20 protein-coding genes are annotated in these 22,169 nt (G+C 65.9%); 16 read left to right on the plus strand and 4 right to left on the minus strand.

Features of this window, described 5'->3' with window-relative positions:
• Positions 1–59: 59 nt before the first annotated feature.
• On the minus strand, positions 60–1,490 hold the full coding sequence (locus GO608_RS17890) for an undecaprenyl-phosphate glucose phosphotransferase (protein ID WP_247003290.1): 1,431 nt from the start codon (positions 1,488–1,490) through the stop codon (positions 60–62).
• A 179-nt stretch (positions 1,491–1,669) separates the two neighbouring features.
• Here GO608_RS17890 and epsL point away from each other — a divergent pair, with 179 nt between their 5' ends.
• The 16 genes from epsL to GO608_RS17970 all read left to right on the plus strand — a co-directional run bounded on the left by epsL (position 1,670) and on the right by GO608_RS17970 (position 17,980).
• On the plus strand, positions 1,670–2,836 hold the full coding sequence (gene epsL, locus GO608_RS17895) for an XrtB/PEP-CTERM-associated polysaccharide biosynthesis outer membrane protein EpsL (RefSeq protein ID WP_247003292.1): 1,167 nt from the start codon (positions 1,670–1,672) through the stop codon (positions 2,834–2,836).
• Between the two features lie 187 nt (positions 2,837–3,023).
• Positions 3,024–3,455, plus strand: coding sequence for a hypothetical protein (locus tag GO608_RS17900; RefSeq protein ID WP_169198534.1), 432 nt, complete (start codon positions 3,024–3,026; stop codon positions 3,453–3,455).
• A gap of 38 nt (positions 3,456–3,493) precedes the next feature.
• The gene (locus GO608_RS17905; protein WP_169198535.1) at positions 3,494–4,354 is read left to right on the plus strand and encodes an EpsD family peptidyl-prolyl cis-trans isomerase; all 861 of its coding nucleotides are present in this window, start codon (positions 3,494–3,496) and stop codon (positions 4,352–4,354) included.
• A gap of 46 nt (positions 4,355–4,400) precedes the next feature.
• A complete protein-coding gene (gene epsE / locus GO608_RS17910) occupies positions 4,401–5,192 on the plus strand; it encodes a polysaccharide export protein EpsE (protein WP_169198536.1) in 792 nt (263 codons plus the stop codon).
• 11 nt (positions 5,193–5,203) lie between these two features.
• Positions 5,204–6,565, plus strand: a complete 1,362-nt coding sequence (gene epsF, locus GO608_RS17915) for a chain length determinant protein EpsF (RefSeq protein ID WP_169198537.1) — start codon at positions 5,204–5,206, stop codon at positions 6,563–6,565.
• A gap of 41 nt (positions 6,566–6,606) precedes the next feature.
• Entirely contained in the window at positions 6,607–7,479 is an 873-nt protein-coding gene (gene epsG, locus GO608_RS17920; RefSeq protein ID WP_169198538.1) for a chain length determinant protein tyrosine kinase EpsG, read from the plus strand.
• Positions 7,480–7,522: 43 nt separating this feature from the next.
• Positions 7,523–8,824 carry a polysaccharide polymerase gene (locus GO608_RS17925; protein WP_169198539.1) on the plus strand — a complete coding sequence of 434 codons (1,302 nt, stop codon included), beginning with the start codon at positions 7,523–7,525 and terminating at the stop codon, positions 8,822–8,824.
• A gap of 2 nt (positions 8,825–8,826) precedes the next feature.
• Entirely contained in the window at positions 8,827–9,945 is a 1,119-nt protein-coding gene (locus tag GO608_RS17930) for a glycosyltransferase family 4 protein (protein ID WP_169198540.1), read from the plus strand.
• Between the two features lie 71 nt (positions 9,946–10,016).
• Positions 10,017–10,958 (plus strand): glycoside hydrolase family 5 protein, encoded by a 942-nt coding sequence (locus GO608_RS17935; protein ID WP_247003294.1) that lies wholly within the window; start codon positions 10,017–10,019, stop codon positions 10,956–10,958.
• Positions 10,959–10,967: 9 nt separating this feature from the next.
• A complete protein-coding gene (locus tag GO608_RS17940) occupies positions 10,968–11,105 on the plus strand; it encodes a hypothetical protein (protein WP_169198542.1) in 138 nt (45 codons plus the stop codon).
• Positions 11,102–12,361 (plus strand): glycosyltransferase, encoded by a 1,260-nt coding sequence (locus GO608_RS17945; protein ID WP_169198543.1) that lies wholly within the window; start codon positions 11,102–11,104, stop codon positions 12,359–12,361. The genes GO608_RS17940 and GO608_RS17945 overlap by 4 nt, the downstream gene beginning before the upstream one ends.
• An 11-nt stretch (positions 12,362–12,372) precedes the next feature.
• Complete coding sequence (locus GO608_RS17950; RefSeq protein ID WP_169198544.1) at positions 12,373–13,518, plus strand: GumK N-terminal domain-containing glycosyltransferase; 1,146 nt, start codon at positions 12,373–12,375, stop codon at positions 13,516–13,518.
• Positions 13,515–14,303 carry a WecB/TagA/CpsF family glycosyltransferase gene (locus GO608_RS17955; RefSeq protein ID WP_169198545.1) on the plus strand — a complete coding sequence of 263 codons (789 nt, stop codon included), beginning with the start codon at positions 13,515–13,517 and terminating at the stop codon, positions 14,301–14,303. The genes GO608_RS17950 and GO608_RS17955 overlap by 4 nt, the downstream gene beginning before the upstream one ends.
• A gap of 142 nt (positions 14,304–14,445) precedes the next feature.
• Positions 14,446–15,456, plus strand: coding sequence for a glycosyltransferase family 2 protein (locus tag GO608_RS17960; RefSeq protein ID WP_281505766.1), 1,011 nt, complete (start codon positions 14,446–14,448; stop codon positions 15,454–15,456).
• Positions 15,453–16,913 (plus strand): lipopolysaccharide biosynthesis protein, encoded by a 1,461-nt coding sequence (locus GO608_RS17965; RefSeq protein ID WP_169198547.1) that lies wholly within the window; start codon positions 15,453–15,455, stop codon positions 16,911–16,913. Before GO608_RS17960 ends, GO608_RS17965 begins: the two co-directional genes overlap by 4 nt.
• Positions 16,910–17,980 carry a polysaccharide pyruvyl transferase family protein gene (locus GO608_RS17970; RefSeq protein ID WP_169198548.1) on the plus strand — a complete coding sequence of 357 codons (1,071 nt, stop codon included), beginning with the start codon at positions 16,910–16,912 and terminating at the stop codon, positions 17,978–17,980. Before GO608_RS17965 ends, GO608_RS17970 begins: the two co-directional genes overlap by 4 nt.
• A gap of 53 nt (positions 17,981–18,033) precedes the next feature.
• Here GO608_RS17970 and galU read toward each other — a convergent pair whose 3' ends face one another.
• The 3 genes from galU to GO608_RS17985 are packed head-to-tail and all read right to left on the minus strand — an operon-like array spanning position 18,034 to position 22,122.
• Positions 18,034–18,906 (minus strand): UTP--glucose-1-phosphate uridylyltransferase GalU, encoded by an 873-nt coding sequence (gene galU, locus GO608_RS17975; protein WP_169198549.1) that lies wholly within the window; start codon positions 18,904–18,906, stop codon positions 18,034–18,036.
• A 46-nt stretch (positions 18,907–18,952) separates the two neighbouring features.
• On the minus strand, positions 18,953–21,010 hold the full coding sequence (ligA, locus tag GO608_RS17980; protein WP_169198550.1) for an NAD-dependent DNA ligase LigA: 2,058 nt from the start codon (positions 21,008–21,010) through the stop codon (positions 18,953–18,955).
• Complete coding sequence (locus GO608_RS17985; RefSeq protein ID WP_169198551.1) at positions 21,010–22,122, minus strand: cell division protein ZipA; 1,113 nt, start codon at positions 22,120–22,122, stop codon at positions 21,010–21,012. The genes ligA and GO608_RS17985 overlap by 1 nt, the downstream gene beginning before the upstream one ends.
• Positions 22,123–22,169: the final 47 nt, after the last annotated feature.

Raw genomic sequence — 22,169 nt, forward strand, 5'->3', positions numbered from 1 at the left:
CGGCAGCGCTTTTCTCGTCTACGTCGCGTATTTGCGTATCTCGCATCGTGCAGTACGGGCTAATACGCGTGCGCGTCGCGAATCACGAGCCGGATCGTCATCAGGATGATCTTCAGGTCCAGCGACAGCGACCAGTGACGAAGGTAATCGAGGTCGTATTCGATCCGCCGCGCCATTTTTTCGACGGTGTCGGTTTCTCCCCTGCAGCCGTTCACTTGTGCCCAGCCGGTGATGCCCGGTTTGACCTTGTGGCGGATCATGTAGCCTTTGATGACCTGCCGGTAGGTCTCGTTGTGCGCCACCGCGTGCGGGCGCGGCCCGACGATGCTCATGCGGCCCTGCAGCACGTTGATGAACTGCGGCAGCTCGTCCAGCGAGGTGCGCCGCAGCCAAGCGCCGAAACGCGTTACGCGAGGGTCTTCCCTGACGGCCTGGACGATTTGCGGACCGTCCTCGCAGACCGTCATCGAGCGGAACTTGTAGACCAGGATCTTGCGCCCGTCGAGCCCGTAACGGTTCTGCTTGAAGATGACCGGGCCCGGCGAACCGAGCTTCACGCCGATCGCGATCAGTACCATCAGCGGTGCGATGAGGATCAGGATCGCGCTCGCGAGGACGATGTCGGACAGCCGCTTGACGAGGCGGTTGACGCCAGTGAAAGGCGTTTCGCAGACCGCGACGACCGGAGTGCCGGCAACATGATCGACGCGTCCCTGGATCAGGTCGGTCACGAACATGTCGGGGACGAAGAAAATCGACGCGGTGGTGTCCTTCATGTCGTCGAGGATGCGCAGAATGCGCGGCTGGCTCACCATCGGCAGCGCGATGTAGATGTGGTCGACGGCCTGCTCCTTCGTGTAGGCAGCCAGATCGCGAAGACAGCCGAGGCACACGCCGGTAGTCGTCCCGGACGTGCGCTGGGGAGTCCGGTCGTCGAAGAATCCGAGCAGATGCACCCCGAGGAAAGGGTTTTTCTCGATACCGCGCGCGAGCTGCATCGCGATGTCGTTCGAGCCGACGATCACTGCGCGGCGTTGCGTCCCGGCCCTCGACATGAGCCGTGGCAATGCGACGCGCGATACCGCGTGCGCTGCGATGAGGGCAAGCGGTGTCCCCACGAGCCACACTGCCAGCACCGGCAGCGCGAAATAATGGATATAGCCGGTGACATACCCGAACAGCACCAGCGCGCCTGCAATCAGCAGCCAGTTGAGCGCTGTCCGGCGCACCATCGTCCCCCTTCCGTCACACAGGTGGCTATCTCCCGGAAACGTCAGTGAAAACGTCAGCAGCGCGAGAATCACATAATGGCTGTCGGGAACGACCTCGTAGAAATATGCCGAAGCAAATAGCAGACCGACCGCGATGAACGGGTCGACGACCGATTCGATTATGCTTGCCGTCGAAAAGCTGCCGTAGAAAAACGCGGCATTCGTCTCGGCAACGGGAGCCGAATCGGGAGGATGAGTGAAAATCGACGAGTTCGGCACGGCATGCTCCTGACACAGGCCGAGGCGGACGCGCCTCCGAGTAGATATTCATAGCATCACCCAACAGCCAGGGGAGCTTGCCAGTCATGACGAATGTAACAATACTTTATCGTGCCCGGGGATGGACTTCCTGCCGGGGTCACTGCTCGCACCGCCGGAGTGCACGTCATGTCCTGCACGTGCTCGCCGCGACGTGTGCGCTCCAAGGTTTCGCTGCCTCGGCGGCGACCGAGGTGGTGCCGGAGGAAGGTTTCACGGTGGGGCTCGGGCACTCCGTCTATCGGGAAGACAATCTCTTCCGGCTGCCTGACGACGTCCGGCCGCCGGAGGGGGGATCGAGGAGCGATCGCATCAGCCGCACAACGGCCGCGCTGAGATTCGAACATACCTACAGCCTGCAACGCGTCGTCGCAGGGGTGGAGGTGACGCACCGCAACTACGATCGACACAATCAGCTCGACCGGACGACCACCAGCGGCGCGCTGCACTGGGACTGGGCCGCCGGACGGCAATGGACGGGGACGGCAACGCTGCTGCAGCGCCAAGCGCCACGAAGCTTCGCCGATACAGACCGCCGTATCCGCAGCATCAACACGCTGCGCAGGATCGGGGCCGACGCGGACTACTGGTGGCATCCAGACTGGTCGTTTCTGGTTGGTGCGGAACACACGCGCAGCCGCTATTCGGACGAGCGTTCGGATGCTTCGGAGTATGACGAGAGCGCAGTCGAGGCCGGGATCGGGTACCGCCCGAAGTCCGGCAACCGGCTGTCGCTCGTGGCTCGCCAGGCCGACGGCGACTATCCGAACCGCACCCCTTCCGCACGCATCGATTCCGGCTACGAACAGCGCGACGTGCGGCTGCGGGGGAACTGGGTGTTGTCGGGAATCAGCAGTTTTTCCGGCTACGCCGGCTACACCCGGCGGGAATACGAACACGTCAGCAGCCTCGACTTCAGCGGCCCCACCGGGCGCATCACGTTCGACTGGGAGCCGACCGGCAAGCTGTCGTTCCAGGTCGTGGCGCGACGGGAGATCGGCTCCGAATACGAAGTCATCGACAACTACGTCGTCACCCGCGGACTCGGCGTCGAGGGGATCTGGAAGGCCACTGACAAGATCACCGTCCGCGCGCGCGGCGAGCAGTATCGCAGGGACCGAGGGGACGTCGAGCTGCCGGCGCTCGACGACGACCGGACGCGGGTTCAGAGCCTGAGCGTCGGCTACGAACCGGTGCGCGACCTGACGATCACCGCGTCGGTCCAGCGCGCAAAACGCTCGGCCGCCGGGGAGCGGTTCGACTACACGGCGAAACTCCACGGGGTCGACGTAAGGCTCGACTTTTGACCCACCCGTTTCGGGCTCGCCCGCGCTTCGACTAGCAGCCCGGCCCGCCCCTCTCGCAATAAAATGTTTCGGATTGTTGCGGGCCGCTCTTCAGCCAAATCCAAGTAAAAACCATTTACGTTTTATCGCTTTCCGGAGGTTGGGAAGCCGCGACGGAATACTACTCTTAGCTGGGTGAGGTATTCCTATGGCGAACCTGTGCAGAGAATTCCAGCTCCTGGTAGCGGTGATCTTCATCTGGATTTCGTATCCGGCCGAGGCAGTCCGGACGGTTGAGCTCGTTTCCGATGAGGAGCTGGCTCTCGTGACCGGGGGAGCCGCGTGGATCGACGCGTCACCGTCGGTGCTGGGGCCGCTTTCGGGCAGCCCGGGGGACGTCAGCGTCTCTTTCGCTTTACTCGAGCCGGAGCAGGCGAAACCTGTCGTGATGCGGCGCTCGGCGGTCGATGTTTGGCCCCGCGATGATCCGGATGTCGTCGACGTGCCGGAAATCCTCGACGACTCGCAGCTTGCCAGCGGCCCGTACCGCTCACGCCGCGTTGAGGGCTGGGTCGCGGAAGCGGTTGCCGCGCTCGCAGTCGGGGCACTCGTGGCGCGCCGTCGGCTGGGTCGGCATTGAGGCGCAAGGGCATGCTGCCAAAGCGGAGATTCGCGGGCATGGCCCCAGTCTTGGCGATCGTGCTCGCGGCGTGTTCCCCGGCGCTCCCCGAAGATGTCGCGGCGCGCGTCAACGGGACGGTAATTTCGGCCGCGGAACTCGATCTCACACTGCAGCACAGCGGCGTGGCGCAACACGACCAGGAGGTCCGTCGACGCCAGCTGGAGAAGCTCGTCATCGAGGAACTGCTGGCGCAGCAGTTCCTGCGCAGCACTCCCGGGAGCGTCCGGGTGGAGGAATCGGCGGTGAGCGCGGCGCGGCGCGAGATCCTTGCGCGGCGCTACATCATGGACCTCGTCAACGGCATTCCGCCCCCGCAGGACGCCGAGATCGAGGCGTTTTACCGGGACAATCCGGCGATGTTCGCGCAGCGGCGGATATTTGCCCTGCGGGAGTTCGAAATCTCTGCGCCGGCATCAAGGGAAACGGAACTGCGCCAGCATCTCCGCGCGGCGCACTCGCTCGAAGAGTTTGCCGACTGGCTGCGCCGCGAGGAGCTGCCTTTTGTCATCACCGAAGCCGAACGCGGAGCGGAGGAGCTTCCAGCGGAGGTCGCGGCGCAACTGGCGGTCCTGAAGGAACGCGAGGTTGCACTGCTGTCCGGCCCCGCCGGCCTGCGCGTGATCGAGGTCGTCCGGGCGAGCGCCTCCCCACTCGACGAGAACGCCGCACGGCCGCTGATCGAGCGCCGCCTGTGGACCGAGAAACGGGTCGCGGCAGTCGACGCGGAGGTCCGCCGCCTGAGCCGGATGGCGGCGATCTCGATACTCGACGGCACCGGCCGCAAGGACGCCGGCGGCATTCCGGGGCTGTCCCCGGGAGCAGCGGCAGTGCTGGCGCCAGCGCTTTCGCTCCCGTAAGCGCAGGCACAGCGAAGGTTCGACAACTGGCGAAGGAGACAGAGCAATGCGAGGGCTGGCGAAAACAGTGGCGATCTGCGCCGTGACGGGATGGGCGGTCTGTGCGTCGGCCGGGGGCGAGTACCTGCTTTCCCCCGGGGACGTGATCCGTATCACCGTCTTCGAAAATCCGGACCTGACGACGGAGGCGCGCGTCTCCGAATCCGGCCAGGTATCGTTTCCGCTGGTGGGCGCGACGCAGGTCGGCGGCATGAGCGTCGCCGCGGCCGAAAAACGGATCGCGGGCGGGCTCAAGGAAGGCGGTTACGTGCTTGAGCCGCAGGTGATCATTTTTCCGCTCGAGATCCGCGGCAATCAGGTATCGGTGCTCGGCCGCGTCAATCGCGCCGGCCGCTTTCCGCTGGAGACGTCGAACATGCGCGTCGCCGACCTGCTCGCGCTCGCGGGCGGGGTCACTCCGGATGGCGCCGACGTCGTGGTCCTGACTGGAATGCGAGACGGGCAGCCGATGCGCCAGGAAATTCCGCTGGCGCAGCTTTTCTCGCGCGATCCGGCCGCCAATGTCGAACTGGCCGGCGGAGACATCCTGTTTGTGGACCGGGCACCGATTTTCTATGTCTATGGCGAAGTCCAGAAGCCAGGCGCCTACCGCATCGAGCCCGGCATGACGCTGATCCAGGCGCTCGCAACCGGCGGCGGCCTGACGAACCGCGGCACGGAACGCGGCATGCAGGTCCATCGCCGCGATGCGTCGGGCCAAGTCGACGTGTTGTCGATCGACCGCAACGCTCCGCTGCGCGCCGACGACGTGATCTACGTGAAGCAGAGCCTCTTCTGAGGGACGCGGCCATGACGATCCGCCAGATTTTCGTGATTTTGCGGGCACGCAGCCGGCTGATCTTCTCGGTGTTCATCGTCGTGGCTGCGGTCAGCGCCGTCGTGGCGGTGATCCTGCCGCGCAACTACACCGCGAACGTGGCGCTCGTCATCGACGCAAAATCCGCCAATGCGCTGCTCGGACAGATGCTGTCGTCGCAGATGCTGGGTGGCTATATGGCCACGCAGGTCGACATCATCGCCAGCCGGCGGGTCGTCGAACGTGCCGCAGCCACACCGGAAGTGGCCAACGACGAGGCGTTGCGCGCCGCTTGGCGAGCGGAGACCGGGGAGGAAGTCGCCTTCCCGCTGTGGCTCGCCGACGAAATCGAGAGCAATCTCGACGTCAAGCCTTCGCGCGACAGCAATGTCGTGCAGATCGCCTACACGTGCGCGGTCGCGGAGCAATGCGCAAACGTCGCCAACGCGGTGGCCAACGCGTACATCGCCACCAATCTCGAAATGAAGGTGCAGCCGGCGCGGCAATACGCGCAGTGGTTCGAATCGCGCAACTCGAGCCTGCGCGAGACCGTCGAAGCGGCGCGCCGCAGGCTGTCGGACTATCAGCGCGAACACGGCATCGTCACGACCGACGAGCGGCTCGACGTCGAAACCGCACGCCTCGACGAACTTTCCCGCCAGCTCGTCACAGCGCAGTCCGAGCGCACCGACAGCCGTTCGCGGCGCAATCAGTCCGGTAGCGGCGAGATGCTTCCCGAGGTCGTGCAAAGTTCGCTGCTCGGCAGCCTGAAAGGCGAACTGGCGCGCCTGGAAGCGCAGCGTGAGCAGGCTACCGCGCGGCTGGGGCGCCGACACCCCGAGATCGTGCGGGCCGATCGCGAGATCGCGTCGCTGCAGGGGCGCATCGCGCTCGAGACGAGCCGAATCGTCGGATCGATCGACACGACCGATCGCGTGAACGCGGACCGCGTCGCCGAAATGCGCGAGGCGGTGGACGAACAGAAAGGGAAGGTGCTGAAGCTCAAGGCGCAACGCGACCAGATCGCGGTGCTGCAGAAAGACCTCGACAGCGCCCAGCAGGCCTACGACGTCGTCAATGGGCGCCTCGCCGAAACGAACCTGGAAAGCCAGGCACAGCAGACGAACGTCTTCGTGCTCGCGTCCGCGACACCGCCGCGCCTCCCGTCGTCGCCGCGGCGGGCCCTGATCGTCGCTTTGGCGTCCGTGCTCGGTGTGCTGCTCGGCGTGAGCCTTGCCCTCGGCCTCGAGATGATCCGGCGCCGCGTGCGCTCCGAGGCGGACGTCGTCGATGTGCTCGGAATTCCGGTGCTGGGCGCATTGCCGCGCGCCAAAAACACCCTGCTGCTGCGCTAGCACGTCGAGCGCACCACCTTCGACCTGAACCGGGAGCTGTCATGGACGCGACACCGAACATCATGGACATGAGGCCCGCCACCGAAGAGCAGTCGATCGGGGCGATTCTCGTCGAAACCGGCCGTCTCACGCCCGAAAACACCCAGGTCGTGCTGCGCGAGCAGAAGGCGAAAGGCGTTCCGTTCGGCGTGGCGGCGATCGAGCTCGGGCTGATCAGCCAGGCGGACGTCGATTTTGCGCTCGCGCGCCAGTTCGACTATCCGTACCTGCCGGCGCGCAGCGGCATCGTCGCGCGCGAGGTTGTCGCTGCCTATGCCCCGTTCGGGCCGGTCGCGGAGAGCCTGCGCCAGTTGCGCAGCCAAGTGTCGCTACGCTGGGCGAACAGCCGCTACGGCGCGCGGGCGCTCGCGCTCACCAGTGTCAATCGCGGCGAAGGGCGCAGCTTCGTCGCCGCGAACCTCGCAGTGGTGTTCGCGCAGATGGGCCTGCGCACACTCCTCGTCGACGCCGACCTGAGGCATCCGTCGCAGCACACGCTGTTCCACCTCGACAACCGCTTCGGGCTGTCGAACATGCTCGCGGGGCGCGTCGGCAGCGAAGCGATCGTGCGGATCGGGGCACTGCGCCACCTGTTCGTGCTGCCCGCTGGTCCGACGCCGCCGAACCCGCAGGAGCTGCTCGCCCGGCCGCTGCTCGCCAAGCGCCTGCGGGCGCTCGAGGATCTGTTCGATGTCGTGATACAGGACACGTCGGCAGCCCGCGTCGGCGCGGACGCGCAGATCGTCGCCGCCGCAGGCGGCAATACGATGCTGGTGGCGCGCAAGAACAAGACATCGATGAAGGAGCTGCACGAACTTCGGGTGTCGCTCGAAGCGAGCGGTAGCCGGATACTCGGCGCCGTGGTGAACGAATGACGTTGCACCGGCACGTTTTCGGTCGCAGGCGAAACGGCGTTCGATGCTGACCGCGCTCTATCCCGGAAAGCTGCCGTCCTCGGCAGTGCCACAAGCCCGCTTTGGCGAGTTCACGCTTGGCTACGTGAATGCGCTGGTGCTGGTTGCCGTCAGCCACCAGTTGTGGCTGTGCCTGCTGTACACGCAGTTCGGCATCGGCGGGAAGAGCACCGTAATGATCGCCGAGATCGTCATGCTCGCAGCTGCCCTGCCGCTGCTGTTGAAGCGTCTGCCGCTGGGGTTCTACCTGGCTGCCGCACTGCTCGTTGCCAACGCGATCACGCTCGCGCTGCTGCGCGACTCGCTCGACCCGAAGCCGCTGCGCGATCTCCTCGTTCCGCTGGTTTTTCTGGGCGTCGGCATGAGCGTGGGCGGCGAAGACAACGCCGACCGCCTGCTCAAGCGCGTCGTGTGGCTGGTCCTCGCGTTCGCGATGTTCGAATTCCTGGCACTGGACGTATTCACGCGCTTCTTCGACATCCAGTCGTACTACCTCGCACGCGGCGTCGGCGACCCCGAGATGGGCCTCTACCGGCCGGACAAGCTCGTTGCCAGCGGCATGCGTCCGGATGCGATCGGGCGCACGCTGGCTGCGTTCCTCGGCCCACACCGGGTCTCATCGATCTTCATCGAGCCGGTGTCGCTCGGCAATTTCGCGGTGATCTGCGCAGCCTGGGGCCTGGCGAAAGCACGCGAACAGTGGCAGGAGGCAGCTTTCTTCGTCGCCGCTGCGGCCGTGATGACGGTGCTGAGCGACTCGCGTTTCGCCACGCTGACGATCGGCGTGCTGCTCGTGCTGCGGCTGGTGCCGCTGCGTGGCGCCGAAACGCTCCTGATGCCGCTCCCGTTCCTGTGTGTCGGCGCGCTGGCGCTTATCGCCTTCGCGACCGGCGGTGAGTATTCCGACTCCCTTGCTGGGCGCCTCGCGCTGACCGGCAGCACGCTGATGACGATGGGCGGCGGTGAGCTGTTCGGGTTCGACGGGCCGGCACAGCGCTATTTCGACATGGGATACCCTTACGTCCTCGCCAATTTCGGCCTCTTCGCATGTCTGCTGCTGTGGGCCGCCTTCTGGCTGCTGCCGGCGCAAGGCACCGCCACCACGCGCCGCTTTCATGCGTATGTCGCCGTCTACCTGGTGCTGATCCTGTCCGTCAGCGGCAGTTCGGCGTTCGCGTTCAAGACCTCCGCCGTGCTGTGGTACCTGCTCGGCAGCCTCGTCGTCGGCAGTGAAACTGCGCTCCGCGAATCCGGGGAGGCGCTGGCGTCGGCTGGTCGACGCGGCCTTGACCGGCCCGGAGGATGAACATGCGGATCGCGCACGTCGTCCGTCAGTACCACCCGTCCGTCGGCGGCATGGAGGACGTCGTGCGCAATATCGCCAAGCACCAGCTCGAGTCGGGGTTTCGGCCGGTCATCGTCACGCTCGACCGGTTGTTTCGCGACCGTCAGCAGCCGCTGCCTGCGCAGGACGAAGTGGATCGGGTGCCGGTGCGGCGCCTGTCCTACGCCGGATCGTCCCGCTATCCGCTGTGTCCGCAGGTGCTGCGGCTGCTCGGCGACGCCGACGTGATCCATGTGCATGGCGTGGACTTCTTCTTCGATTACCTCGCAGCGACGCGCTGGCTGCATCATCGCCCGCTGGTCGCCTCGACTCATGGCGGCTTCTTCCATACGCGTTTCGCGGCGTCGCTGAAGAAAGTCTTTTTCCACACCGTGACGCGGGGCAGCGTGCGAGGCTACGACCGCATCATCGCGACGAGCGACAGTGACGGGCGGATTTTCGCGCCGATCGTGGGCAACGGTCGGCTGCAAGTTATCGAAAACGGCGTCAACGTCGACAAGTTCCGCGCTCGCAGTGCCGCCGACCAGGTGCCGACGCTGATCTACTTTGGCCGCTGGTCGGAAAACAAGGGCCTCCCTGCGGCGCTCGATCTGCTCGCGCGACTGCGCCGCACCGACGCGGCCTGGCGGCTGATCGTAGCAGGGCGCGAGTACGACTACTGCGCCGCTGCGCTGCATGCGCTGATTGCCGCGCGCAATCTCGAGACGGCAGTCGAGGTCGTGCCGAATCCGGGCGACGCCGAGCTGGCGGCGCTGATCGGACGCGCGAGCTACTTCATCTGCCTGTCACGCCACGAAGGCTTCGGGCTCGCCGCGATCGAGGCGATGAGTGCCGGGCTGGTGCCGGTTCTGAGCGACATTCCGCCGTTCCGCTCGCTCGTCGAGCGCTCGCAGATCGGCGTGCTCGTCGAAAGCGGCCGGGAGGACGAGGCGGTCGCGTCGCTGAACCGGGAATACCACTTGCCCCACCACCGCCACCGCAGACGACGCGAGCAGGCGATCGCGTTTGCCGAACCGTACGACTGGCGGCGCGTCGCGGGCTGCTACCTGCGCGTCTATCGCGAAGTGGAGAGAGCGACATGAGCATGCGATGGCTGAGAAGGGCCGCAATCGCAGGGAGCCTTCTGGCAGCGTCCGCCTCGTGGGCAGGATGTGTGGATGGCAGCCCTCTGACCGGCGTCAATATGGCCGGCGCGGAATTCAACTCGAAACGCCTGCCCGGCACGATGTACAAGGACTATGTATATCCGACTGCGCAGGATCTGGGCTATTTCGCTTCGAAAGGCGCGACCGTGATCCGGCTGCCGTTTCGCTGGGAACGGGCCCAGCTCAACCTCATGGGAGCACTCGACGCGGCGCAGATGAACGCGATCACCAAGGTCGTCGCCGCTGCGGCCCCGCTCGGGCTGTGCGTGATTCTCGATGCACACAATTACGGCACCTATCACGGCAAGGCGATAGGGTCCGCGGACGTGCCCAAGGCAGCATTCCACGATTTCTGGACCAAGATGGCCCAGCGCTTTCCGGATGCCTCGCAGGTCGCCTTCGGCCTGATGAACGAGCCGAAGGCAATGCCGATCCCGCAGTGGGCGGAGGTCGCACGAGGAACCGTCGCGGCGTTGCGCGAGGCCGGTGCGGACAACCTGCTCCTGGTCGGGGGCGGGCGGTGGAGCGGCGTCCACGAGTGGTTCAAGGAGTTTTCCGGAATATCGAATGCGCAGGCGTTCGTCGACTTGTCGGACCCGCTCGGCCGCACGCTCATCGAAGTCCACCAGTACGCGAATCCCGGTTATTCCGGCACGACGACCGACTGCCTCGCACCGTCGCATTTCGACCGCATGTTCGCGTCGATTTCCGACTGGGCGCGCGCGAACGGACACAAACTCTTCCTCGGCGAATTCGGAACGCCCGGCACCCCCGAGTGCCTCGCGACCCTCGACCACCTGCTGACGCTGGTGAGCAACCGCGACGTCTGGCGCGGCTGGGCCGTATGGGCGGCCGGGCGCTGGTGGGGGAGCTATCCCTTGAGCATCCACCCGAAGGATGGCGTCGACGCGCCGCAGATGAGCGTCGTGTCGCCATACCTCGGAAAATGAGCAGTCGAGATGATGATGCTCGCCATGACCGTCGGCGTTACCACCGCCATCGCCGTGGTGGTCCACCTGGCACGCTTCGGCCTGCCTTCCGCCGGACGCCATATCGAGGGCACCGGCACGGAACTGGGGAGGCCCGTATCCCCGTGAACATTGCCTTTTTCACCGCCCGCTTTCCGGTCTTGTCCGAGACCTTCGTGATTCGTCAGGTCGCGGGGCTGAAGCGACTCGGCCATGACGTCACCGTCATCACCGCCGAATGGGGCGACCCGGGGCTCGCGCACGCGATCTATTGCGACAACGAGTTGGGCAAGCATGTGCGCGCGCTTCGAATGGTCCACGGTTCGCGCTGGCGGATGCTGACGCTTGCCCGCTTTCTCGTCCGGAGCCTGGTCAGCACAGCGGGGCTGCGCCGGCTCGGCGTCGCTCTGCGCGCCGCGCTGACCGGCAGCTCCGCTGCTCTGCTGGATATCGCCGCCCAGACTTCGCACGGTTCGATCGGCCGTTTCGACGCCATCGTTGCGCACTTCGGGCCGATGGGCGTGCGCGCGATGTATTTGCGCGAGGCCGGGCTCGTTGAAGGGCCGATCGCAACGATCTTCCACGGCCACGACATGAGCGACCGGAACACGGTCGCGCGCCACCTCGGCAATTACCGGCGGTTGTTCGCCGACACCGAGCGCATGTTGCCAATCAGCGCCCTGTGGGGACAGCAACTGCAGAAGTGGGGCTGCCCGCCGTCCTGCATCAAAGTGCTGCGCATGGGCGTCGATGTCGATGCGCTGCCCACGCTGGCGCCCGAGCGCCCGCTCGGACGCCCGCTGCGCGTGCTCAGCGTCGCGCGCTTCACCGAAAAGAAGGGGCTGGACTATGCCATTCGCGGGGTCATCGGCGCGCGGGCCGATGTTCGCCTCGAGATCATCGGCGGCGGCCCGCTGGCAGCCGAACTGCGCGCGCTCGCCGCGCCGGCCGGCGAGCGCATCGTTTTTCTCGGCGAGCAGCCGCAGCAGGTGGTGTTCGCCGCGCTCGCACGCGCGGACGTCTTTCTGTTGCCGTCAGTGACCGCTGCCGACGGGGACATGGAGGGCATCCCGGTCGCGCTGATGGAAGCGATGGCGAGCGGAACGCTGGTACTGACGACGCGCCACAGCGCCATCCCCGAGCTCGTCGAGCATGGCGTCTCGGGTCTGCTCGTCGACGAGCGCGACGCCGGAGCGATCAGCACCTGGGTCGAGCGCATCGCTGCAGGAGCCGTCGATGTCGTCGCGATGCGCACTGCGGCGCGGTGCAAGGTCGCGCGCGAATTCAACAATGCCCTGCTCGATAAAGAGCTCGCGCGACACTGCGCCGAACTCGGCTGCGTGTCCGCGAAGCCCGATGATCAATGCGTGGCGGCCAAGGCATGAAGGAGCCCGACATGAATCGAGACCTACAGGACGCAATGCGTGGCCCGGAAAGCTTCCTCGTCCTCTCTGCGCACGATTACCGCTCGCCGCGCAAGGCGAACATTCACTTCATCACCGAGCAGCTCGCCAAGCGCGGGCCGACGCGTTTCTTTTCGCTGCGTTACAGCCTGCTGTCGCGCTACACGGCAGATCCGCGCCTGCCGATCGATGGGTGCGCGAACCGCATCGAACGGCATCGCGGCGTCGATTGCTTCCTGTGGAAAACGCAGGTTCATCCGTTCAACACGCGGCGCCCGCTGCTGCGCCCGGTCGAAGCGCTGATGTTCGGCTGGTATCTACGGGCAGCCAGCCCGGTGCTGTTGCGCTGGATCGCCGAGGCGAGCGTGATCCTCTTCGAGAGCGGCACCGCGCCGGTGTTTTTCGAGCTCGCGAGGCGGATGAATCCTGCGGCGAAGACGGTTTATATCGCCTCCGACGACCTCGACACGATCAACTCGGCCGACTACGTCAAGCGCACTTTCCTCCGCATCGCGCCGTCGATCGACATCATCCGCCTGCCGTCCCGTGCGCTCGCGCGGACGATCCCGAGCAGCGGCAACCTTTATTTCATCCCGCACGGCATCGATCCAGGGCTCGCGTCACAGGGCGATCCCTCCCCGTACGGCCCCGGTATCCACGCGGTGTCGGTGGGTTCGATGCTGTTCGACGCGGAGTTCTTCGCCTGCGCTTCACGCCGCTTTCCGCACATCAGTTTCCATGTCATCGGCTCAGGCCGGCCACGGTGCGCGGACTACGGCAGCAACGTCATCGTCCATGACGAGATGCCGCACGCCGACACCGTGCGCTTCATCAAGCATGCGCACTTCGGCATCGCGCCCTACCGCACGGCGCAGCTGCCCGACTATCTCGCCGACACCTCAATGAAGTTGATCCAGTACGACTTTCTCGGCCTGCCCGCGGTCTGCCCCCGCGAGGTCGTGGGCGACTACCGCAGCCGCTTCGGCTACCGGCCCAGCGACGAGGAGTCGATCGTCGCAGCGATCAAGGCCGCTCTCGAAGCGCCCCGCGAACCGAGCCGCGCGCACCCGAGCTGGTCGGACGTCGCCGATCGCGTCCTCCAGCCGACCCGCTATTCAGACACCCGGATACGCACATGAACTCCACGACACAACCCGTCGAGACCCTGTCGATTGCCGGCTTCCCTGTCCTGCACAGCAGCGCATCGGCGCTGAGGGAACGCATGCTGGCGGTGCTCGACGGCGGCGAGCAGACGGCGCTTTTCTTCGCCAACACCAACTTCATTGTCCAGTGCGCGCAGCTGCGCAAGCGTATGCACGCACCGGACATCCTGATCGCGAACGATGGCGTCGGCCTCGACATCGCTGCACGGATGATCCACCGTCACCGCTTCGTCGAGAATCTCAACGGCACCGATTTCATCCCGCCGCTGCTCGAGCGGGCGAAGCGTCCGGTGTTTCTTCTCGGCGCGCGTCCGGGCGTGGCGCGGCGGGCCGCGGACCGGTTGCGCAAGGAGCACGGGGTCACGGTCCTCGGAGTGTGCGACGGCTATGCAGGAACGGCCGACCCGGAACGTCTGATCCGATGGATCAACGACTCGGGTGCCGAGGTCGTCCTCGTCGCCTTCGGCAATCCGCTGCAGGAGGAATGGATCCTGCGGCATCGCGGACGTCTCGATGCGCGCCTGTTGATCGGGGTCGGTGCGCTGTTCGATTTCCTCGCCGGCGACAAGGCACGCGCGCCCGACATCGTCCGGCGTCTGCGGCTCGAATGGCTGTATCGCCTCGGCCGGGAGCCGCGCCGGCTGGCGCGGCGCTACACGATCGACATCGCGCGTTTCCTCGTGTTGTGCCTCGCTGCCGACAAGGAAACCGCCAGCGCGTCGGAGAACTTCAAGTCCGGTCAGACCGGGCGGGGCATATAACCCAAGTTTGAAAACCCGCCGCAGTAACCTGTGGTCGCCCCCGCCGCTCCATCGCTGGTCGGCATCGAGCGCATCGTTCGAGTCCCGATCAGCAGATGGAACGCTCGCAAGCCCACGCCCACTTCGGACAGACGGAGCATGCATGTTGGTGTCAGTCATCATTCCGGCGTTCAATGTCGCCGGATGTCTGAACCGCGCGATCGATTCGGTGCTCGCACAGACGATCGCGGACTTCGAGATCATCGTCGTTGACGACGCTTCGAGCGATACGACGGCGGAGCTCGTGCGGCGGCGTGCTGCCGAGGATTCGCGGATACATTTGCTGCAAAACCCGGTGAACGCCGGGCCGTCCGTCGCACGCAATCGTGGCATTGCGGCTGCCCGCTCCGAGTGGGTTGCGATACTCGATGCGGACGATGCCTATGAGCCGGACCGGCTCGCAGCCCTGTGCGCCATCGGCGAGGCCAAGCAGGCGGCCCTGGTGGCGGACAACCTCGTTCTCTACGACGCGGCTGCCGGATTGCGCACCGGCGTCGGGCTGGAGGACCGGAGCGAAGATGCGGTCGAGATCATCAGCGTCGAAGACTTCTTACGCAACTGCATCACCGGCCGTTCGCCCTTCGACCTCGGACAGTTGAAAGGGTTGATGCGGCGGGACTTCCTGCGCGAGCACGCGCTGCGCTATGCGGACGATCTGCGCCACGGCGAGGATTTCGATCTGTACGCGCGGCTGTTGCTGGCAGGCGGCAGATTCGTGTTGGTCGGCAAATCGTATTACCTGTTCACGCAGCGCATCGGAACGGTCAGCGCCAAGCCGTCGGGGTTCTCCCGCACCATTGCCAACTACGACGGGATGCGCAACGCGACGCTCGCGCTGCTGTCCCATCCGGCTGTTCGCGGGAACGCGGTACGCGAGGATTTGTTGCGCGCCCGAGCCGATGCGATCCGCTGGCACAAGAGCCGCACGGTTTTAGGGGGCTTGCTGCAGAGTCGTGACGTTCCCGGGCTGCTGCGCGCTTGCCTGATGGACTGGCGGATCGGCGCGGTGCTCGTACGCAAGCTCGCGGGCCGGTTGCACCGGACCACGTTCGCTTCGAGCATGCAGGGCGCGCTCATCGCGGCCGTCGCAGTCAGATTGCTGGACTCGACATGACGACCGCCCGGATCTTCTTTTCGAGCATCGCCTGGAGTTCGGCCGCAGATATCGGCCAGCGGGCGTTCTCGTTCCTGGTATTGCTGATCCTGGTGCGACTGCTCACGCCGCAGGAATTCGGCACGGCGGCGACGGCGTTGATGATCATCCAGCTGCTGCAACCGGTCAGCCGCTTCGGCCTTTACGATTACCTGATCTTTCGCGAAGAAGCCGACGAGTCGGTCAAAGGCGCCGCTTGGCTGACCTCGGTCGGGTTTGGGCTGTCGGCTTCGATCCTGCTGTTCGCGCTCGCCGGGCCGATAGCCCTGGCATTCTCCGATGCGCAGCTGGCTCCCGTGCTCCGCGCCTTGAGCCCCGTGTTCCTGCTGCGCTCGCTCAGCTGCGTGCACGAGGCCTTGCTGGCGAAGCAGTTCGGGTTCAAATTCCTCGCCCTGAGAACGGTGAGTGCCGTGTTCGTCGCCGGCGTGATCGCGATCGCCCTCGCCTATTCTGGATGGGGCGTCTACAGCCTCGTGATCCAGCAACTGGTGAACGCCTTGGTGTCGAGCGTCGTGTTGTGCCTCTCCTATCGCTGGTGGCCGCGCTTCGCCGGCGTCACGGCGACCTTGCGCACCGTGGTCGCCGGCGGCTGCAAATACACCGCCGCGCAACTGTTCTCGTCGCTGAACAACACCATCTATGGCCTGGCCATCGGGTTTTTCGTCAGCACCGAGGCGGCCGGTGTGTTCCGTCTCGCATGGACCGGCCTGGACCTGTGCATCCAGCTGACGATCCGCCCGTTCGCGCAGGTGGCGCAGCCGTTATTCGCGCGGATGCAGGCCGACCGCAAACGCCTCGGCGAAGCTTTCATCAAGGTATGTCAGCACTGTGCCGTGGTGACCTTCCTGGTGTTCGGATGGATGGCGGTCATGGGACCGGAGGTGGGTACGTTCGCTTATGGCGCCCGCTGGGCGGGCGCCGGCGAAGTGCTGTCCATCATTTGCTTCGTGGTGTTCCCCGCGACGCCGAATTACCTGATCGCCGTGCTGCTCAACGCCGTGGGACAGCCGGACCGCGTCTCGACGCTCTCGGCGGTGCAATCCGCACTCAGCGTGCTGTTCGCCGTCGTCGCCGTGCATTGGGGTATGACCGGGATTGCCATCGCCTTCGTACTTCGCGCGCTGATCACGACACCGCTGGGGTTCGTCTTCCTCAAGCGCAGCGCCGACGTCCGCGGGCGGGATATCGGGCGCGCGCTGGCGGCGCCCGTCATCGCCGCAACCCTGACGATGCTGGTCATCGCGGCGGCCAAAAATTTCGCGCCGCAGTTCCACCCGGTACTGCTGACCCTCATCGTTAGCGGCATTGCCGCGGTGGTGATCTACGGCGCAGCCCTGTTCCAGTTGCAGCGAGAATTGCTGATGAATCTGTGGTCCTTGTTCAGCCACAAGCTGGGCCAAGCGAGCGTGCCGAAATGAAGCTGTTCCACTGGGCGTCGAGCGACGGCAATTTCGGCGACGACATGAACCTGTTCCTCTGGGAACATTTCCTGCCCGGCGTGTTCGACAGGAATGACGATGCGCTCTTCATCGGCATCGGTACGATCCTGTCCGCCGATATTCCCAAGGCGCGTCACCGTATCGTGATGGGCAGCGGTACCGGTTACGGACGCTTGCCCGCCGATCTCGGCGACGGCAGCTGGCACATCTATGCCGTGCGCGGCCCGCTCACTGCCCGAGCGATCAAGGCGGATCCGGAGCTCGCGGTGGCCGATCCGGCGATTCTTCTGCCGCTACTGCCGGACTTCGTGTCGGCCTCGCGAGACGGTGTCGCCTTCGTGCCACATTGGACGACGGCCGAGGAAGGCATCTGGCAAACCGCCTGCGCTCGCGCCGGTTTCGATTTCATCGATCCGCGGCACGAAGCCAAGCGCGTGATTCGGCAGATCGCCTCGGCGCAGCTGGTGATTGCCGAGTCCATGCATGGGGCGATCGTGGCCGACGCATTTCGCGTTCCGTGGATCGCGATCGTCAGCGGCCGCGACACGCCTTTGAAGTGGCACGACTGGGCGTTGGCGCTGGACATGGAATATCGGCCTTACGAGGTGGGACCGCTGAGCGTGATCCCGATGGTCCGCGGCGGCCGTCGAGAGGTATCTTCGGTCCGGGCCGAGATGAGTGCGCAGGAGTACACGTCGGGCGTCGATGCGGCGGTCAGCAGCTTCGTGGAACGTTCCTTACGGCCCGCGGCAGCCGTCCGGCCCGGAGCTGGAGCGCGCGCCAAGGCCCGCATTGGCCGCCTGCTCGATCGCGCGGGTCATTCCATGCTCGCGGATCGGGGAGCGCGGATGCTGACCCGGATCAGCAAGCTCCCGCCGCGGCTCAGCGCCGACGGTGTGCTGCGCGACAGGCAAACCGAGCTCATGAGGCGGATCGAATCGTTTCACGAGGATTGGAGCGCGGGAGCGTTCTCCGCGTCGCGGCCTCCAGACCACCCGGGACGAGCGATGAACCCAGCGCCGCAGGTCTTGCAGAACGGACGATGAACCTGTTGCCTGCCGAGCCGGTGCCATCGGGGCGCCGGCTGTCGTGCGCGGTTTCAGCTCCGGCTGGCAAGATAGGCGGCGAACTCTTCGCCGATCTCGGGATGTCGCAGGCCGAGTTCGATGGTCGCTTTCAGGTAGCCGAGCTTCGAGCCGCAGTCGTAGCGCACGCCCTTGAACTGGTACGACAGCACTGCCTCGTCCTTCAGCAACGCGGCGATGGCATCGGTCAGCTGGTACTCGCCTCCCGCGCCCGGCTGCAGCGCGCGGATGTGGTCGAAGATGCGCGGCGTCAGGATGTAGCGACCGACGACCGCTTGCGTCGTCGGCGCCTCTTCGGGCTTGGGTTTCTCGATGATCCCGGTCACCCGCTGCACGTCGCCCAGCTGCGCTTCGGTGCTGACGATGCCGTACTGGCGCGTCTCTTCGCGCGGCACGTTCATCGTGCCGAGCACCGAACAGCGGTTGTAGTTATAGACGCCGACCATCTGCTCCATGATCGAGGCCGAGCCCGGGTTGTCGAGCAGGTCGTCGGCTAGGATCACCGCGAACGCTTCGTCACCGATGACCGGTGCAGCGCACAGCACCGCGTGGCCGAGGCCGAGCGCTTCCGATTGGCGAATGTAGATGCAGTTCACACCCTTCGGCACGGTGCGCTGCACCAGCGCGAGCATTTCCTTCTTGCCGCGGGCTTCAAGCTCGGTTTCGAGCTCGTAGGCCTTGTCGAAGTGATCCTCGATCGAACGCTTGGTGCGCCCGGTGATGAAGATCATGTCCGTGATCCCGGCCGCGACGGCTTCCTCGACCGCGTACTGGATCAGCGGCTTGTCGACGATCGGCAGCATCTCCTTCGGGCTCGCCTTGGTGGCCGGCAAAAAGCGCGTGCCCATGCCGGCCACCGGAAATACCGCTTTCGTGACTTTCTTCATGTCGTGACTCTCCCTTTTGAATGATTCGGTGCAGGCGTCCGGCAGGTCAGGCGGGCTGTTCGAGCAGGCGGCGCAGGCCGTCTTCGTCGAGGATCGCCACGCCGAGTTCCTGCGCCTTCGCGAGCTTCGAGCCGGCTTCGGCGCCGGCGACCACGTAATCGGTCTTCTTCGACACCGATCCGCTGACTTTTCCGCCATGCGACTCGATCAGCGCTTTCGCGTCGTCGCGGCTCATTGTCGGCAGCGCTCCGGTGAGCACGAATGTCTTGCCGCTGGCGGCGCCGTCTGCGGCGACTGCCGGCGCGCCCTCGTCCCAGTGCACGCCGGCCGCGCGCAGCTGCTCGATGACTTCACGGTTGTGCATTTCAGCGAAGAATCCGGCGATGCTGTGTGCGACGATCGGCCCGACATCCGGGACCTGCTGCAGCCGCTCGACATCGGCGTCGATCAGCGCGTCGAGCGAACCGAAGTGCCGCGCGAGCTCTTTCGCCGTCGCCTCGCCGACGTTGCGGATGCCGAGCGCGAAGATGAATCGTGCCAGCGTCGTATGGCGGCTTTTCTCGATCGCCGCGAGCAGGTTCGCTGCCGACTTGTCCGCCATCCGTGGCAGATTCGCCAGCTTCACCAGCCCGAGCCGATACAGGTCGGCCGGTGTTTTGACGATGCCGCCGTCGACGAGCTGGTCGACGAGCTTGTCGCCGAGCCCCTCGATGTCCATTGCGCGGCGGCCGGCAAAATGCAGCAGCGCCTGCTTGCGTTGCGCCGCGCAGAAAAGCCCCCCCGAGCAGCGCGTCACCGCCTCGTCGGGCTGCTTTTCGGCGTGCGAGCCGCACACCGGGCAGGTGTGCGGCATCACGAACGGGCGTTCGCTGCCGTTGCGGCGCTCGACGACCGGCGCGACGATCTGCGGAATGACGTCCCCCGCGCGGCGCACGATGACCTGGTCGCCGATCAGCAGCCCCTTGCGCTGGATTTCCTCTTCGTTGTGCAGCGTCGCGTTCGTCACCGTCACGCCGCCGACAAAGACCGGCTTCAGCCGCGCGACCGGCGTCAGCGCGCCGGTGCGCCCGACTTGGATCTCGATATCGACGAGCTCGGTGATCTCTTCCTGCGCCGGATACTTGTGCGCGACCGCCCAGCGCGGTTCGCGCGTGACGAAACCGAGACGGCGCTGCAGGTCGAAGCGATTGACCTTGTAGACGACGCCATCGATGTCGTAGGGCAGGCTGTCGCGCATAGCGGCGATGCGGTCGTGGAACGCGATCAGCCCCTCCGGCCCGGACGATACGACGCGATGCTCGCATACCGGAATGCCGAACGCATCGAGCGCGTCGAGCATCTGGCCCTGCGTTGCTGGCATGTTCCAGCCGCCGCTCTCGCCAATCTCGCCGAACCCGTACGCGAAGAACGACAGCGGGCGCTGCGCGGCGATGCGCGCGTCGAGCTGGCGCACGGCGCCGGCCGCCGCGTTGCGCGGGTTGACGAACACCTTGCCACCGGTTTTGCTCTGCCGCGCGTTGAGCCGTTCGAACGCGTCGCGCCGCATGTAGATCTCGCCGCGCACCTCGATCAGCGCCGGCGGTCGCCCGGCGAGCCGCAGCGGGATCTGCCGGATCGTGCGCACGCTGTGCGTGACGTCCTCGCCGGTGTAGCCGTCGCCGCGGGTGGCCGCGCGCACCAGCATGCCGTTTTCGTAGCGCAGGCTGATCGCCAGGCCGTCGAACTTGAGCTCGCCGAGGTATTCGACCGGCGGCGCATCCGGGCCGAGTTCGAGCGCGTTGCGCACGCGCGTGTCGAACGCGATCACGCCGCCGCTGGCGGTGTCGGTCTCGGTGCGAGTTTCGCTACGAATGGACAGCATCGGCACCGCGTGGCGCACCGGCACGAGCCCCGGCACCGGCGCCCCGCCGACGCGCCGGGTCGGCGAATCGGGCACGAGCAGCTCGGGGTGCCGGCGTTCGAGCGCATCGAGTTCGCGGAACAGGCGGTCGTATTCCGCATCGGGAACCGTCGGCGCGTCGAGGACGTAGTACGCGTGTTCGTGCACTTCGAGCTCCCGCCGCAGCTGCGCGGCGCGCTCGAAGTCTTCAGGCGAAGCGGACATCAGGCGGAGAACAGGCGCAATGCCAGGGGGCTGCCCGCAGGGACTTCGGAATCGGCCATCTGCGCCTGGAATTGCTGGATTTGCGAACGGATCAGCAGTGCCGCGTCCGGTCCGAACGGGGCGCGATTGTCATCGACGACGCTGCCTTGTAGCGCGTCGGCCATACGGCTCGCCTGCTGCATCATGTGGTCGAACACGACGACGCCGTTGGCGACGCGCGGCACGTCGATGACGAACGTCAGGCCGTTCGTCATCAGGTTGCGCATCTCGTCGGCGGCAAAGAGCGCGGGTTCCATGTTGCACAGCGTGAACAGCGTATGGCCGCTTTCGTCGCGGGCGTGGAACGCGCCGTCGTCACCGATCGTCATGCCGCTCGCTTCGGCCAGCGCGCGGATCTTCGTGCCGGCGAAAGGCTGGTTGTGGCTGACGATGTTGACGCCGATCTGCACATCGACGCCGGCGCAGAACTGGTCCAGGTCGGCAGCATTGCGCAGCGCTTCGGCGCGCGTCGGCAGATCGGTGGGCACCGCGAGGAACTGCTCCGCGACACGCTGCACGCCGCCCGAAAAATGCATGAAGTCGTTTTCGCCGATCGGCCCGTGCCGGTCGACGAGCTGCATCGCGGCGCAGAACCAGTGGAACGAGCCGGCGGAATGGGCGGTCAGCGGGCGCCACAGGTTCTCGGCATCGTCGAAGGCGAACCACCGCACCGGCTTCGAAATCCCCTCCAACTGTTCGCTTTGTGCCGCCCACAGGCGCGGAGCGTGGAGCAGTTCGATCGATTCGATGCGGATCACGCAGTCGATGCGCGGATCGATCGCGGGCGGCAACCCGGGCGTCACCCGCCCTACCGGGGCATGCGCTGCCGGATGGGAGCTCGCAGCCGGAGCGGGATGCGCATCCGGGGAGGGAGACTCGGTCATCCAGGGTTCGACGCGTTCGCCCTGCGGCGAGGCGTCGTGCGGTTCGAGCAGCACGTCGCGGTGCTCGGACTTGAAGGCCTGCTCCGCCTGCCGCCGATGCTTGCGTTCCTGCCACTTGTTGTACGCGATGATGCCCACGACGGCCGTCATGCCGAGCGCGGCCAATCCGATCTGCAATTCGCTATCCATCTTCATTCCCGTTGTGAACGCTTCGCCGCCGCAGGGCAGGAAGCGTC

Origin of the sequence: Aromatoleum buckelii (genome assembly GCF_012910785.2) — a bacterium.
GTDB classification, from domain to species: domain Bacteria; phylum Pseudomonadota; class Gammaproteobacteria; order Burkholderiales; family Rhodocyclaceae; genus Aromatoleum; species Aromatoleum buckelii.